The following is a 15,921-nucleotide window of genomic DNA, read 5'->3' as shown; positions in this document are numbered from 1 at the left end:
GCACGCCTTAATTTTAAAGACGTGCAACCTCTTCTTCTAATTTTTAAGCCTCAAAATGGACATAAATATCTTTATCATTTTTCCTTTTCATTGTCCATTTCAGAAATAATCTTCATTGAGATTTTATATCGGTATCCTATGACTTCATTGTAAAGTTTTTAATATTGATATCTCATCAATGTAAACAGTAAATTAATTTATTCTTATTTAATAACCAATTGTTTGGTTATCCTTTGTCCACCATTTTCGATACTTAAGATGTAAACAGATGGTACTAAATCAATGAATTGTAATTCCTCTTTAAAAGTATTTCCTGGATTACTAAAAGATTGCTTACTAATAAGACGACCTCTTAAATCATATAAATCAATATTTACATCATCATTATTTAAAACATCCATAGTAACTAAAACATTACCTTCTGATGGATTAGGCCAGATTACTAGGGAAACCTCTTCATTTACATCATCAACACTCAATGTAGTTGAATTCTCACCACATATTTGTAATGAAAAACTTTGGAATTCACCACCGTCTTCACTTGGGAATGTATCTGTAATTTGAAGTACCCAATCACCAAGAGCACTTTCATTTTGAAAAGCAGATAAAGGATTGGCAGGTGTAATAACACCCTCAACAACAGGAGAACTAGCACTACATTCAAGAGCACCATCTGCCTCATCGTCAAAAGTAACTGCTATATTATCTCCATCACCACAAACCCCATTTAACAGAACAACTTCACTTCCTTGTGGAGAAATCAATCGCACTTCTAAATCTTCTACCCATGTATGTAGAATGTCAACACTAATATTTAAATCACTGATGGTTATGTCATCGGCAACAGTAATAGTGGAAGTAATCACATGATTTATACCTCCGGTAGCAGGAATTACAATGTTATTTTCTACAGAATTCAATGTAGAACAGGCTACCGTAGTGAAACCATTTACTGCTGAAACTATTCCTGTATCACAAGGGTTCGAGCTTGTAACTCTCCAAAAATACGTAGTAGAATCCAACAAGCTTCTAGTTGTGTAAGAGGTAATATCTAAATTATCAGACTCAACAATGTTAGTAAAGTTTTGATCAGTTGCAACTTCTATTAAATAATTAGTTGCATTAGGGTCTTCATTCCAAGTTAGATTAGTCGTTAAAGAGACATTATCTGCATTATTTTCTGGACTAGATAGTATTACTGCTGATAATGTTTCTGGGTATACTGTAAACCCAAGATTATCAACTGTACTTTTATCAGTTCCTGAGGTTGCTTCTAGAGCGAAAACATATGAGCCCAAATCCACAGAGTCTAGCCCAGATATTGTAACCGTACCTGTGGTAGCTTGGGTAGCTGAAGTAGGATTTATAACTGCTGTTACTCCTGTAGGCAATCCATTAACTGTAAAATTAGTGGTATTATTGAATCCAGAAAACGTCTCATAAGAGAAATTATATACCAATTCGTTACTAGGTAAACACACATCTTGCGTAAGATTACTTACCTCTATATCGAAACTCGCATTATCAATAGTGAAGTTAGAACTATTTACAGCATAAAATATATTATCATTAGCCTCTATCATAACTCTAGCTGTTTCAGTATTTTCAATAGAAGGTACGGTAATTTCATATGAACCATTATTAGGTACTGATGCAGCCAATGTTACGGGAAACGTTAATCCTCCATCGGAAGATAGTAAAATGTTTACTGTAGAAACATTCACAGCCCCTGTATCGGTTCCGGCCACATTCCAAGTAATTGTTTTAGTTGATGATACTGGCCAAAACTCTTCAGTTGACTGTGATGTCACAACAAATGGACCAGCAGTTCCATCTACAGTAACTTTCATCTCATCAAAGTCTGATTGTGGTGTTTGACCTACTCCATCACTTTCTGAACGATCTCTAACTATTAATCCAAAATTTAATTCACGTGCCACATTAGATACGGTTTCCCAAGAAGTATTCGCCACATTTAAAACTGGATTGGTTTCAGTTAATTCTCCAGCTAACACTCTTTCTAATATAGGCATATATCTATTCGGACTAAGACTAGGAGGTCTTGATCTCCATACAGCACCTGTAGCCTTATTTGGGCCAAAGGTCTGAAATGTCGTAATACCATCATCTAATTGTTCCCAAGTATATGTATGGACATCACCCGCATCTGTATCAGTAACAGATGCTTTTAAAACAAAAGCTGTACCATTAGGAATTACATAATCCGGACCTGCATCTGCCACAGGAGGAGCATTGGTTATTGCGGTAGTCATAGCACAGCTCCCTGCAGGACTTACTAAATTAAGAATCTGATTAATACTCGCATAATGAAAATGAGCATCACTATGAAGTTGAACATCATTTGCAGCAGTTATCCCAGCATATCCCATTATAGTAGTTCCACTTCCCGGTTCTACATTCACACCAGTTCCTTCACTACTAAAAGACCATGTATGATTTGCTCCCATTTGATGACCTATTTCATGTGCCACATAATCCACATCAAAGTAATCTGACATATATGGACCCCCATTATCTCCGGTAAAAGTATGGGCTGAAAAGCCACTTGCTTTTCCAATACCATTAATAACACCAACACGACAAACATTTCCTATATCACCAGCAGCACCATTATTTCCACTCGGGTCATAAACAAACAAATGTCCTATATCATAATCCTCAGCTCCTACATTTTGATCAATAACAGTCTGCATTTCCACAAGAATATTATTCGTGTATGGATCTGGATCTTCATAAATCAAATCTAGTGCAGGATCATCAGCAGTATCTACAAGAACAAAAGTTATTGCCATATCTGATTCATATACTTCATTAACACGATTCATCGTAGAAACCACCTGAGCTAAAGCATCTGCTCTAGCATCTCCATTACTAGCATCCCCATCATCCCAAAAGGCTGTATATTCACTTGTTGTAGTAACTGCCATTCTAAAAGTTCTCAATACCTGATCATTTGCATCCTTTGCTATTGATTTTGGAGTGTTTTTTACACGCTTTTCTAGATCTTTAGTCAGACATTCAAACTTTTCTTTTATTCCAGCTCTAGCAGATTTATTATAAATTAAATACTGTTTCTTGGATTTTTTTGTGACCGGTTGAATAAAAACAGTTTCTTTTCCAGGTTCGGATATCATCGCTTTAAGCCCCTGAGGGGTTACACTAAATCTTGCTCTAGTGCCAGAATTGTCAGTTCGCCATCCTAAATAAGTTTTAATATTAGGATGTTGATACATATTATCATTTGATGAAAAGATCGAAGTCTCCACCACTTTATACTGTGATATTTTCCCTTGCTCATTTGGAAAGGAAATAATAGCTCTGGAATTCGTATTAGATGTTCCACGCAATGGAGCTGTTTGCAGTTGCTGCTTAAAACCTTCATAATCAAAATCAAACACCTTAAAATGTGCTATATCTAAATTCTTTAAAGAAACATTAGTATTCTTAGCACTTAGCTTAGTTTCAGACCATATTCGATCTTGAGCAAACATACCGCAAAAGCAAAGAACGAATACAAAAAACAAAAGATGAAACTTGTTTTTTAGAGTGTTATTTTTTTTCATATCAGAGTTAACTTTACAAATAATTTCAAAAATTTTATGAGTTTTATTTATTATAGAACAATGTGGAATTACATTACCCTAAAAAAAAAGTTAAATTTTAACATTTACCTTTTAACATAAATTAAACTTCATTTTAAAATTTATAAAGCCTAGATATTTCTCAATACTATATAAACCAACCAAATAAAAATGTAGAAGTTTTAAGGCCTAAAAGAAAACACCCTAAAATAGATCAATGAATCTATTGATATCAAAAAAAGCCTACCGATTGATATTAACACTTAAACTTTATTAAATAATTATCAGTAGAAATTAATTATCAATCTAACCTTTCTTCAATAGCAGTAATATGAATTGGCCTACCTTTACCACAACGGTTCTGCCTTCTTAAACTTGTAAATTTAACCCAAACTTTCTCTGGTACATTGCCCTCTTTAAAAAAATCTTCAATATTAACGGGGTCTAGACTATCACTATATGAGTCTACAGTCATGGTATATGGGCATGATCTTAATCTTGTCATCTTTAAAATTCCTTTTTTATACCCCGCAGATATCTTGTTATTTGTGTTAACCTGAGTTTCTTTTTCAATTTTTGGAGTTTTCGTTGTCTTGCAAGACTGATTAAAAACCAACATACTTAAAAATAAAATGCAAATAATGTAATATTTCATTTATGTAAATATTTTTAAAAAACTAAAGCTTTAAATATAATTAAAGCCAGGTTCTTATTTAATAATCAATTTTACAACAATAGCCAAAAATGATAATTGAACAATTACATAGTCTAACGTATTATAAAATAATATGTTATTTTACCACAATAAAATTTAACTAACAACTCAATTAATTCTCCAAGGTGGATTTTTACGATTGTCTCCTGCAAAATACAAAATGATTTGGTTACCGTCTGGATCTTTTAATCTTGCTTCTTTCCATAACCAGCTCTGTTCTGTAGGTAATAGATCAAATGTTATTCCTTCTTTTTGCAAACGACCAACTTCTTCTTCTAATTTTTCGGTTTCAAAGTACACGTAGACACCTTCTCCTTTAGACAATTCTTCTACCTGATGTATGGAAAAAGTAGCTTCTCCTTCTTTACACTCAAAACGAGCATAATGTGGTAATGCTTTTACTATTAAATGCAATCCAAGTAACTCATAAAATCTTATCGATCGTTCTACATTTATTGATGGAACTGTTACTTGATTTAAATTCATTGTTGGTGCGCGTAAAGTGTTATAATTTTCTTCTTTTTCTTTCTTTAGACAACAAATCTAACTCTCTTGTTGTCTGTCCTGCTACTGATGTATTCTCTTCTGCTCTACGAATAAGGTAAGGCATTACATCTTTTACTGGACCAAAAGGTAAGTACTTGGCAACATTGTACCCTTCTGCCGCCAAATTAAAACTAATATGGTCGCTCATTCCGAATAACTGACCTAACCAAACTCTTGGATCATTCTTAGCTATACCTTGTTGCTCCATAAGCTCAATTGCTTTATAACTACTTTCTTCGTTATGCGTTCCTATGAAAACCGAAATTTCGTTGATATTTTGTAGAATATAATTTAGCGTGGTATTAAAGTTAAGGTCTGTAGCTTCTTTACTTTCGCAAATCGGCGTAGGATATCCTTTTTCAGCCGCACGATCGTTTTCCTTTTCCATATAAGCACCTCTAACGATCTTCATTCCGATTTTATATCCATACACTCTCGCTTCCTCATGCAACTTTTTTAGATATTCTAATCGATCATGTCTATATAATTGTAATGTATTATAAATGATTGCTTTTTCTTTGTTGTACTTACGCATCATTTTAGCTACTAATTCATCAGCTGCATCCTGCATCCAGCTTTCTTCTCCATCAATCAATAATGGAACATCGCAATCATATGCCTTTTTACAAACGATATCAAAACGCTCTTCTATCCTATCCCACTCTTTATGCTCCTCTGCTGTTAATGGTGTACCTTCTGTCTTTTTTTGCCAGATTAAAAAACGTCCAAAACCTGTAGGTTTAAAAACCCCAAAAGGAATTGCATCTTTTTGATCTACAAAGTCAAGAATTTCCAAAGTCTTATTCAATACATGATCAAACTGTTCCTCTTCTTCTTTTCCCTCTACAGAATAATCTAATACTGATGATACTTTTCCTTTAGCATACATTTTTTCGATCACCGGCATACAATCTTCTTCGTCTACTCCACCACAAAAATGATCAAAAACAGTAGCTCGTATCAACCCTTGTACCGGTAAATGTGCTTTTAATGCAAAATTTGTAACTGCTGTTCCTATTCTAACTAATGGTTCATTAGCGATCATTTTAAAGAGAAAATAAGCTCTCTCTAGTTCAGAATCACTTTTTAAGACAAAAGCAGTCTCAGTATTATCAAACAAAGTACGTTTTTCCATTAACTATCAATTTTAATAATTCATAACAATCAAGGTAAATTCAACCAAATCATAATCGTATTATCATTTCTTACCCTATTGTTTTAAAATATCTGCAAATATAGAACTTGGAAGTTTATTTTATTACAATTTCTGCTTAATTTCACAGCCTCAAAAAACACCTTTTATGAAGCCCATAGTTTCTAAAGATTCTATTGTATATTTTAACGAAGAATGTTACACTGCGCTTAACACCTATTTGGAAAAGGCAAATCATTCCAAAATATTTATTTTAGTAGACAGCAATACTTATCAAAACTGTTATGCTCATTTTATGAGTAAAATTGAAGGTTCTTACGAAATTGAAGTATTAGAAATAGAACCAGGAGAGATTCATAAAAATATAGAAACCTGCAGTAGCATTTGGAATGTATTAGCAGAATATGGAGCTGACAGAAAAAGTTTATTGATTAACCTTGGTGGTGGTGTGGTAACAGATTTAGGTGGCTTCATTGCTTGCACCTATAAAAGAGGAATTAATTATATCAATGTTCCTACTTCGCTACTAGCAATGGTAGATGCTTCTGTTGGTGGAAAAACGGGTGTAGATTTAGGTAATCTTAAAAACATGGTAGGTGTTATTAGCGAATCGGAAATGGTATTGGTTGATACTACCTATCTAGAAACATTACCTACCAATCAGATGTGTAGTGGTTTTGCAGAAATGTTGAAGCATGGACTCATACAAGATAGAGCTTATTGGGAAAAAATGACCGATCTATCTAAACTAACCTTAGAAGATCTAGATCAATTAATTTATGACTCTGTAGTTATTAAGAATAATATCGTTTTTGAAGATCCCACTGAACAAAATATCCGAAAGTATCTCAACTTTGGACATACACTTGGACATGCAATTGAATCCTTTTACCTCACACATCCAGAAAAGCCAACATTATTACATGGAGAAGCAATTGCTATTGGAATGATTCTAGAAGGGTTTATTTCTGCAGCTTTACTATCGGTATCAGAGCAAGAACTTACACAAATAAGTCAAGTAATTTTAGCAACCTTCCCAAAGGTATCCATAGATCCAAATGATCGACAAGCTATTATGGAATTATTAGTACATGATAAAAAGAACGAAAAAGGAAACATCTATTTTGTATTACTTAATACCATTGGAGATGCTAAATACAATTGTATTGTATCCGACGATCTGATTATTGATGCTTTTGACTATTATGATTCGCTTTAGTTTCAGTCGGATTTAATATCTTTAAAGTCTAACAAAAGCTCAATCACTTGAAGAAACGACTCTTTAAACTCCTCAAAATATTCTTTATCAGTATAACAGTCATTGTTATATTTCTAATTGCTGTACTCTACTTTTCTTTGCATAAGAAAATGCCAGATGGTACGTCTGGAACAGAAGCTGATAATTTTGCTTTACAAATTCAGCAAGCGGTAAAACACGATCAATTTGTAAACACAGATTATATCCAATGGTCTTTTAGAAATAAGAACCACTATGTTTGGAACAAAAAATCTGGGAAAGTAACCGTAAACTGGGATACTTATGAGGCAAATCTAGATCTTCAGAATCCAAAAAATAGTAGTATCACTGAAAATAGAAATATCCTTGAAGGCGCCGAAAGTCAAAAAATGATCCGTAAAGCACTTGCTTATTTTAATAATGATTCATTTTGGGTAGTAGCTCCTCACAAACTATTTGATGAAGGAGTAACCAGAAAAATTGTAACCCTAGAAGATGGTGAAAAAGGTTTGTTAGTGACGTATAGTTCTGGTGGTACAACACCTGGAGATTCATATCTATGGAAAGTAGACAAAAATTATCTTCCTACTTCTTATCAAATGTGGGTTTCGATTATACCTATTGGAGGTGTTGAAGCTACTTGGGAAAATTGGACTACTACAGAAAGTGGCGCTTACTTGGCTAAGTATCACAAGGCTTTAGGTATTGGAATTCCAATAAGTAATCTAAGAGCATGGAATGAATAAAGACAAATACTAAATCATTTCTTCATAAAATCACTCTTTGAACAACGCTTTATCGCCAAAGAAACTTGAGCAATTATTTTATATCTTTACTACTAATTCCATCAATAAAATGAATAAACTTTTCTCAGTTTGCGAGGAAAAAGTATATAATGATTTATATAAAAATCATGCCGAAAGTCTTCGAAACCATCTCTATTTCAAGTTTGGAGACTTAAATCAAGCTCAGGATATAGTACAGGAAGCATTTATTATCTTATGGTCTAAGTGCAAAACAGTAATTTTTGACAAAGCAGTTAACTTCTTATATACCGTTTCTAAAAATTTGTACATAGATCAATTAAGATCTAAAAAAGTAGCTCTTAAGTTTGAAAAAAGTGTGATCCAACAAAATCAAGATAATGAAGACCCCTATTTTCATTTAAGAACCAAAGAATTTAAACAAAAACTGGAAGAAACCATTTCTGCATTGCCAGAAAAACAAAGAGAAGCTTTTTTACTAAATAGAATTGAAAAACTTACGTTTAAACAAATAGCTGAACGATTAAATATTAGTCAAACTGCCGTAGAAAAACGTATTGCAAAAGCACTCATTAAGATTAAAGAAATAACAGAATTACAAAAACACAACATATAATTAGGTTGGGTAAAATCGTATTGTAAACGTATACTAGGTAATTCTAACATAAAATACTTATACAGTGAATAATAAATTTACTCGAAACAATTTGATATCACGCTGGTTGGACAACCGATTAAACGAGGATGAAAAAAAGCAATTGGAATCGTCTGGCGAGTTAGATGAATTAAAGGTAGTCATTGACGAAATTGACACCTGGCAAGTACCTAAACTAGATGTAGAAGCCGGCTTAAAAGATCTTAATAATCGCAAAAAAACAGATGCTAACACAGAAGTAAAATCGATACATAAAAACAATTATGGTTGGATGAAGATAGCTGCAAGTATTGCTGTTTTAATGACTATTAGTTATTTATCATGGAATTACTTTATGAATCAAACGACTACGATCACTACTCTGGTCGCTGAAAATAAAACAGTTGAACTTCCTTGTGGTTCGATAATAAAAATTGACGCATTATCCAAAGTATCATTTAAAGAGAACGATTGGGAAAATACAAGAACAATTTATCTGGATGGTCAAGCATTTTTCGATGTTACTAAAGGACAACCTTTTACCGTAATCACTGATTTAGGAAAAATTGATGTTTTAGGAACACAATTTAATGTAAAAGTAGCTCCTGATACATTTGAAGTTAGCTGTTATGAAGGAAAGGTGAATGTAAAATATGGTGATAAAGATCAAAAAATATTAACAAAAGGACAGTCTGTAATAGGAGAAAAAAATATACTAGTTAGTAATTTTGATAATTCTACCACACCGGAATGGATTAATAATGTTAGTAAATTTAATAAAGATACCTTATTAGCAATAACGAAAGAGCTAGAAAAGTACTATGATATCAAAATAGAACTGCCAAAAAAATATGAAAATCTAGAATTTACAGGGACATTAACTCATAAAGACTTGAATACAGCTTTAAATACACTATTCTCCTCTATGGAAATAAAATATCGTATAGATAATAATAGGATTATTGTAGAATAAATTATGGATAATAAGTATGTTTCATATTACCATATTTTATTTTTACTCTTTCTATTTGGTTCTACTGGTATAGCTCAGAATACTAGTTTTATTAAGTTTTCAGATAAAATCGAAGAATTGGAGAAAAAATTTGATATCGATTTCTCTTACAACCATACTACGTTTAAAAATATATTCTTAAGAAGAAACATTAGCTGCGACAATATACAAGATTGTATCAAAAACATAGAGCAACGAGCTCGTGTTACATTTGAAAAAAATAATAGCGAAAGTTATATAATATTACCTATTAGGAAGAACATTAACTTCCAAGTTATTGATGATACATCTAATTCAACTATTTCTACCTTAGAATATCAAATCAATGATCATCCAGTAGATTATATATTTAGCACCAATGAAACATTTACATTACAAAATGTATTCCTTTTAGATTCTATAAGTATTCATTTATATTCTTTTAAAAGTGTAAAATTAAAAGCAGAAGATCTGTTAAACACTCCCGTTTTAAAACTGTCTAAAAAGCAATTTCAATTAGATGAGATTGTTTTAAACAGCTACGTAACCAAGGGAATAGACTCTAAAATAAGTGATCATAGTATACAAATTAACACCCAATCTCTCGGTTTGTTAGCTGGTGAAACCGATGGAGATATTTTTAATGTAATCAATAATATCCCTGGAATTCACTCTCCTAGCGGAAAACCAGGAAACCTTAATTTTAGAGGTAATACTTTTGATCAAAACTTGGTACAGATAGATGATATTCCTATTTATCATTCAGGCCATTTTTTAGGTGCTATTTCTCCTTATAATACTTCTGTCGTAACAGATGTAGAAATTCAAAGAAATTCTTTACCAGTAAAATGGGGAGGCCGTGTTGGAGGACTGATTAATATGACTACCTACGACAAAATACCAAAAGAGAACCGTTATGAAATTTCTATCAACTCAATATTGGCAGGAGCTACTATAAAGACAAAGCTTATCAACAAAAAACTAGGGCTTGTGGTATCAGGAAGAAGTAGCTATCCAAATTTTAACACACCTAAACTAGAAGCCATTTCTATCTTAAGTTTTCAAGGAAGTAGACTGGAATCAGTAGCAGATGAAGTAAATAGTTCTTCTAATTTTGATATTGGTTTTTATGATATAAATGCCAAATTAAACTATGACATAAATGATCAAAATGCGATTACATTAAGCTTTATAAATATTCAAAATGATCTATCAGCTCAGGTAAGAAATCAAAATGAAGATGACGAAGTTGATTTTAGAGAGTTGGAGCTAGATAACTGGGGATTTACTGCAAAATGGCAATCACAATTATCTAAAAAACTAAAAACAGAACTAAGATTTAGTAAATCAAATTTTGATCTTAATAGCATGAGCGAAGGTTTTGTTCAAAACACAAGATCTGATGTAGAAAGGTTTGATAATACGGTATTGGATACACGTGTAATCACAGAAATAACATATGATTATAATGACCATTTATCTTTCGAATCTGGGTATACCCTAACAGAACATCGTCTTACCAGTAAAGAATTTGGACAACAAAGCAATATTGATTCTGAAAGACGGCAATCTGCGATTGTTCATTCTAATTATATCTCTTTTCAAAAAAAATGGAACGAACGATTAATAATTAATTTCGGGCTTCATAATAATTATTATTCACCTCTCCATAATTTATACGTAAACCCTAGATTTTCTGCTAGTTATTTGGTTAATGATCAATTATATTTAAAAACTTCGTTTGGTAGTTCTAATCAATTTATCCAAAAAAAGTTCACCAACGATTTCGATGATTTCAATACTACAAATCAACTTTGGTTCTTACCTAATGATGAGATAAGACCGTTAAAAGGCACGCAAACGATGATTGGTGGTATATTCGATTCTTCTAAATGGTTGATAGATTTAGAACTGTATCATAAGAAAACAAATGATATATCTCAGAAATCTGATGACCAATTGGGAAGTATTACCAGTTTTGGAACAAATCTTTTTATTAAGAAAAAATGGCGGAGAATAGAAGCTTTCATCAATTATTCTTTAAGTAAAACTGAAACCAACTTCCTAGAGACATCTAATGCTTTCTTTGATCAACGTCACATTATAAATTTAACAGGTTTAGTAAATCTAGAAAAATGGAAATTCGCTCTTTCATGGGGTTATTTTTCAGGTTTGCCAGTTATCTTTCCTAATGACTCCAACACGGGTAATACAGCAACTACAGAATTCTCGAATCGTTTTCCAGGATTACATCAACTAGATTTTTCAACTTCTTATACTTTCTATAATACTTCTAAAAGCTTTAAAACTGTAATTGGTTTATCTATACTTAATGCTTATGGACAGGATAATATTGTAAACGCTTTTCAAAATCAAGATGATAATAGTCTACGAAAAGCAAGTAGATTCTCTCCAAACTTGCAAATAAACCTATTTTTTTAACAAATCCATGTGCTTGAAAATCAATTTATTATACAGATAAAAGAAAATTTATTATCATTTTTTTAAATTATGTGGTTGGGTAAAAACAAGTATCATTCGTATTCATAATAAACAAGCAAAAAGGTTTATGAAAAATAAGCCAAATTAGAATTATTAACTAAAACTTGAAACAATATAAATGATACTATTTCTTAGTAATTTCTTACTTTATTTGCGGCCGAAAAAAGAAAGTAATTTAGTAGTGTCATCAAATATCTGATAAGATTTGATCAAGTTTTTCTTAACCTCAAAAAATTATGAAGAAAATAAATTTAAAGTGGATAATCATTATAGCAATTAACATATTATTAATTCAATCTTGTGCTACAGATGATGATCCTATTTTTGATGATCCTGATACTGATATCGATTTAACAAATGAAACTGCTAATCTAATAGTTGAATGGAGTAATCTATGGGTAACTATAGATCAATATACGCAAAGCATGAGACCAAATACCATTACTAGAGCTCTGGCATACATTCATTTAACGGGTTACGAAACTGCAGTTCCCTTTATGGATAATTATACGTCTAATGAAGATAGATTTAATAACCTGAATATCAATTTAAATGCATTAGAAGATGATGTAGATATTGATCTAGCTTTAAATACCGCATATGCACTGGTTATTGATCATTTTATGTTTAGCCTGGAATCTGGAGTTAGACAGAGAATATCAACTTTTCAGGAAGAAAAAGAAGCTGAACTCTCTGAAGGACTTTCTGCTTCAGAGATAGAAAATTCAGAAAATTGGGGTAGACATGTGGCACAACGAGTTATAAGTTATAGTCAAACAGATCAAGAAGGTGAAGAACAAGCTGCAAACCCGACCCCTAGTGATTATATAGCTCCCGTGGGTGTTGGTTTATGGGCTGCTAATGAAAATGAAGATGCTTGGTTTCCGTATTGGAGAGAAGTAAGAACTTTTGCTATATCACCAGAGGAAACTAGCAGCGAAGATTTTTCTACAGTCTTACAATACAGTAGAAATGAATCCAGCGAATATTATGAACAAATGCATGAGGTTTACGAGGTGGCAACAGCTGCTGCAAATGGAAACGATGAGGATTTATGGATTGCTGAGTTTTGGGCTGATGATGTAGAAGGTCTTATGATTAGTCCTCCAGGAAGACAATTTTCTATTGCAAATCAATTAATAGAACAATATGACTTGGGATACGAAAGAGCATTGGAACTATTACTAAAGCTTGGTTTTGCAGTGAACGATGCAGCGGTTTCCGCTTGGGATGATAAATACACTTATAATATCGAACGCCCTAGCAATTATATTCTAGAATATATAAATGAAGATTTTACAACCAATTTATCCAGATTTATTGAAGAGGCTAATCCAGCATTTCCAAGCTATCCTTCTGGCCATGCTACATTCGCAGGTGCGGGAGCAGGGGTATTTATCGGATTCTTTGGTACCGATAATATCAGTTTTACAGATAGAACCTATGAAGGATTTGACTACGTAGTAGAGTTTAATGGTACACCAAGAAGTTTTACTTCCTTTACCGAAATGGCAAGAGAAAACGCATACTCTCGTGTTCCTTTAGGTGTACACATAGAACAAGATGCTATAGAAGGTTTACGATTAGGTAGAGAGATTGCTGATGCAGTAAATGATCTTGATCTTCAAAACTAAAATGAATCTGTAAAAAAGTCCAACGTATTCTGTTGGACTTTTTTATATCATATGTTCTAATTAAAATAGTAGTGATACATAAAACTTAAATAATAATAGTAACAGTAACACTGATATAATATTTAATATCAACCCTACTTTTACCATCTCAGATACTTTTACATAACCACTAGCAAACACAATAGCATTAGGCGGCGTTGCCATAGGCAACATAAACGCACAACTGGATGCCATCGTTACTGGTATCAATAAATGAAGCATCGGAATGTTTAATCCTAAAGCAATTCCTGCTACTACAGGGACAAAAATTGCTACCAACGCTACGTTACTCATCAACTCCGTCATAAAAAGCATAAATACAATAAGTAGCAAGGCAATTATAAGTACACTTAGGCCTTTATTATCAGCGATCATATTAGCAACCAATTCTATAAGACCCGCGTGCGACAAACCGCTAGCTAATGCCAAACCACCTCCAAATAGAATAAGAATACCCCAAGGAAGTTTTTGAGTATCTTTCCAAACTAGCGTAAATTCTCCTTTATTTAGTTTAAATGGTATTACAAATAAAGCAAACGCCCCCATCATACTAATTCCTGTATCCGATAAATTCAAACTTGGAAAAAAACTATTGATCGTAGTTCTGGAAATCCATAAAAAAATAACAGCGCTAAATATAGTTAATACCCGTTTTTCTGTTTTTGTAATCTTTCCGAGTTTTGCTAACTCTTCATCAATAACATTTCTGGAAGAAGAAAAATTAGAGATCCGATTGGGATAAATCCATTTTACAATTACAAAATAAATAACTCCAATCATCAACACTGAAAAAGGAAATGCCAATAACATCCAGTTCAGAAATGAAATCTCTATCTGATATTCGTTTTCTAAAAACCCTACTAAAACTGAATTTGGTGGTGTTCCGATAATGGTAGCTACTCCCCCAACGTTAGCAGAGAAAGCAATACCAAGCATGATACTTAATGCAAAGTTTCGATCATTTTTAGTAAATCCATCTTCATCATTGATCAATAAATGGATTACGGAAAGCGCTATAGGCAACATAACAACAGTGCATGCCGTATTGCTAATCCACATACTCATAAAGGCAGTGGCAATCATAAAGCCAAGAATCACTCGATTGGGACTGGTACCGGTAATCTTTACAATTGATAGTGCTATTCGCTTATGAAGATTCACTTTTTCTAAAGCCAAAGCCATCACAAAACCTCCAAAAAATAAAAAGACTATGGGACTTCCATAGCTCTGAGAAACCGTTTTTAAATCTAAAATCCCAACTAACGGAAATAAGATAAGTGGAATTAGCGCAGTCACCGATATAGAAACGGCCTCTGTAATCCACCAAACAATCATCCATACTGCCACTGAAATTACATTGTCTGCAATTTCAGAAACCATTACAAAAGGTAGGTTTACCAAAACTATAAACAATAATGGTCCTGCAAATAAACCTATCTTTTTAATTAGTGGATATACTGTCATTTACTTTTTACTACTACCAACAAATTGTTGAGACTTATTTTTAAAAAGCACATTAAATGTAGTTAAACTACCATACATTCTAGTGATATACTGCTGTAAATCAATCTTATCTTGATCATCGATTGCTTTGGAACTGTTGATCTTTTGTTCCATTACACGAATTCGATCTCGTACCATCACAATTTTATGAAAGAATGTATCAATAGGGATTTCTTTTGAAGCAAGATTTGTATCTGCCGGTTCTAATATTATTTTTCCGCCTTTCCATTTATCAGCAATTGGTACTATCTCAGAAATATCGCTGTATCGTTTTAATAATTCTCTAAATGTTCTTTCTACTTCATAAAAACTAATAGTATCAACTTCGTCTTCTACACCATCAATGACTTCAAAATCTTCATCTACATCAATAGTTTCTAATCCATTTTCAATAAAAGTTACCCAATACATTTTTGAAGTTACATTGGTAACAACACCCAATCCATAAGTAGGATGTTTTATTCTGGAGCCTATTCCTAATATCATATAATTTATGTTTTAAGCTAAAATATAAAAAGTATCAAAATTTAGTTCTGTGTTTATTTAGAAATTATAACAGCTATTTAACAATTGTAAAAGCTTACCCAATTTTACTAACACA

12 protein-coding genes are annotated in these 15,921 nt (G+C 32.5%); 6 read left to right on the top strand and 6 right to left on the bottom strand.

The features are described from left to right. Positions 1-203: 203 nt before the first annotated feature. The 4 genes from ABD077_RS10355 to ABD077_RS10340 form a co-directional block, all read right to left on the bottom strand. On the bottom strand, positions 204-3,584 hold the full coding sequence (locus ABD077_RS10355) for a zinc-dependent metalloprotease (protein WP_343912240.1): 3,381 nt from the start codon (positions 3,582-3,584) through the stop codon (positions 204-206). 319 nt (positions 3,585-3,903) lie between these two features. Beyond that, complete coding sequence (locus tag ABD077_RS10350) at positions 3,904-4,107, bottom strand: hypothetical protein (RefSeq protein WP_343912239.1); 204 nt, start codon at positions 4,105-4,107, stop codon at positions 3,904-3,906. A gap of 318 nt (positions 4,108-4,425) precedes the next feature. After that, positions 4,426-4,803: a VOC family protein gene (locus ABD077_RS10345; RefSeq protein ID WP_343912238.1), complete on the bottom strand. Its 378-nt coding sequence runs from the start codon at positions 4,801-4,803 to the stop codon at positions 4,426-4,428. Between the two features lie 19 nt (positions 4,804-4,822). Then, complete coding sequence (locus tag ABD077_RS10340; protein ID WP_343912237.1) at positions 4,823-5,998, bottom strand: proline dehydrogenase family protein; 1,176 nt, start codon at positions 5,996-5,998, stop codon at positions 4,823-4,825. Between the two features lie 166 nt (positions 5,999-6,164). Here ABD077_RS10340 and aroB point away from each other — a divergent pair, with 166 nt between their 5' ends. From aroB to ABD077_RS10310, 6 genes are all read left to right on the top strand, one after another. Next, positions 6,165-7,235, top strand: a complete 1,071-nt coding sequence (gene aroB, locus ABD077_RS10335; protein ID WP_343912236.1) for a 3-dehydroquinate synthase — start codon at positions 6,165-6,167, stop codon at positions 7,233-7,235. A gap of 47 nt (positions 7,236-7,282) precedes the next feature. Next, the gene (locus ABD077_RS10330; RefSeq protein ID WP_343912235.1) at positions 7,283-7,999 is read left to right on the top strand and encodes a hypothetical protein; all 717 of its coding nucleotides are present in this window, start codon (positions 7,283-7,285) and stop codon (positions 7,997-7,999) included. Between the two features lie 109 nt (positions 8,000-8,108). Then, a complete protein-coding gene (locus tag ABD077_RS10325) occupies positions 8,109-8,633 on the top strand; it encodes an RNA polymerase sigma factor (protein ID WP_343912234.1) in 525 nt (174 codons plus the stop codon). A gap of 64 nt (positions 8,634-8,697) precedes the next feature. After that, entirely contained in the window at positions 8,698-9,624 is a 927-nt protein-coding gene (locus ABD077_RS10320; RefSeq protein ID WP_343912232.1) for a FecR family protein, read from the top strand. A 3-nt stretch (positions 9,625-9,627) separates the two neighbouring features. After that, a complete protein-coding gene (locus tag ABD077_RS10315; protein ID WP_343912231.1) occupies positions 9,628-12,084 on the top strand; it encodes a TonB-dependent receptor plug domain-containing protein in 2,457 nt (818 codons plus the stop codon). 296 nt (positions 12,085-12,380) lie between these two features. After that, on the top strand, positions 12,381-13,778 hold the full coding sequence (locus ABD077_RS10310) for a vanadium-dependent haloperoxidase (RefSeq protein WP_343912230.1): 1,398 nt from the start codon (positions 12,381-12,383) through the stop codon (positions 13,776-13,778). Positions 13,779-13,838: 60 nt separating this feature from the next. On the opposite strand, the gene ABD077_RS10305 is transcribed toward ABD077_RS10310, so the two are convergent. Together ABD077_RS10305 and ABD077_RS10300 are read right to left on the bottom strand one after the other, a co-directional pair. Continuing rightward, entirely contained in the window at positions 13,839-15,281 is a 1,443-nt protein-coding gene (locus ABD077_RS10305; RefSeq protein ID WP_343912229.1) for an SLC13 family permease, read from the bottom strand. Continuing rightward, entirely contained in the window at positions 15,282-15,806 is a 525-nt protein-coding gene (locus tag ABD077_RS10300) for a hypothetical protein (protein ID WP_299601916.1), read from the bottom strand. Positions 15,807-15,921: the final 115 nt, after the last annotated feature.

The sequence above is a fragment of the Aquimarina litoralis genome (assembly GCF_039523995.1).
Classification (GTDB): domain Bacteria; phylum Bacteroidota; class Bacteroidia; order Flavobacteriales; family Flavobacteriaceae; genus Aquimarina; species Aquimarina litoralis.
Note: the sequence above shows the minus strand (reverse complement) of the source record. Positions and strands in the feature narration are given on the sequence as shown.

What these genes read in the sequence shown, in the direction of transcription:
- aroB (WP_343912236.1), top strand. Translation starts at nt 6,165, where the DNA reads ATGAAGCCCATAGTTTCTAAAGATTCTATTGTATATTTTAACGAAGAA.
- ABD077_RS10325 (WP_343912234.1), top strand. Translation starts at nt 8,109, where the DNA reads ATGAATAAACTTTTCTCAGTTTGCGAGGAAAAAGTATATAATGATTTA.
- ABD077_RS10345 (WP_343912238.1), bottom strand. Translation starts at nt 4,803, where the DNA reads ATGAATTTAAATCAAGTAACAGTTCCATCAATAAATGTAGAACGATCG.
- ABD077_RS10305 (WP_343912229.1), bottom strand. Translation starts at nt 15,281, where the DNA reads ATGACAGTATATCCACTAATTAAAAAGATAGGTTTATTTGCAGGACCA.
- ABD077_RS10355 (WP_343912240.1), bottom strand. Translation starts at nt 3,584, where the DNA reads ATGAAAAAAAATAACACTCTAAAAAACAAGTTTCATCTTTTGTTTTTT.
- ABD077_RS10310 (WP_343912230.1), top strand. Translation starts at nt 12,381, where the DNA reads ATGAAGAAAATAAATTTAAAGTGGATAATCATTATAGCAATTAACATA.
- ABD077_RS10300 (WP_299601916.1), bottom strand. Translation starts at nt 15,806, where the DNA reads ATGATATTAGGAATAGGCTCCAGAATAAAACATCCTACTTATGGATTG.
- ABD077_RS10315 (WP_343912231.1), top strand. Translation starts at nt 9,628, where the DNA reads ATGGATAATAAGTATGTTTCATATTACCATATTTTATTTTTACTCTTT.
- ABD077_RS10340 (WP_343912237.1), bottom strand. Translation starts at nt 5,998, where the DNA reads ATGGAAAAACGTACTTTGTTTGATAATACTGAGACTGCTTTTGTCTTA.
- ABD077_RS10350 (WP_343912239.1), bottom strand. Translation starts at nt 4,107, where the DNA reads ATGACAAGATTAAGATCATGCCCATATACCATGACTGTAGACTCATAT.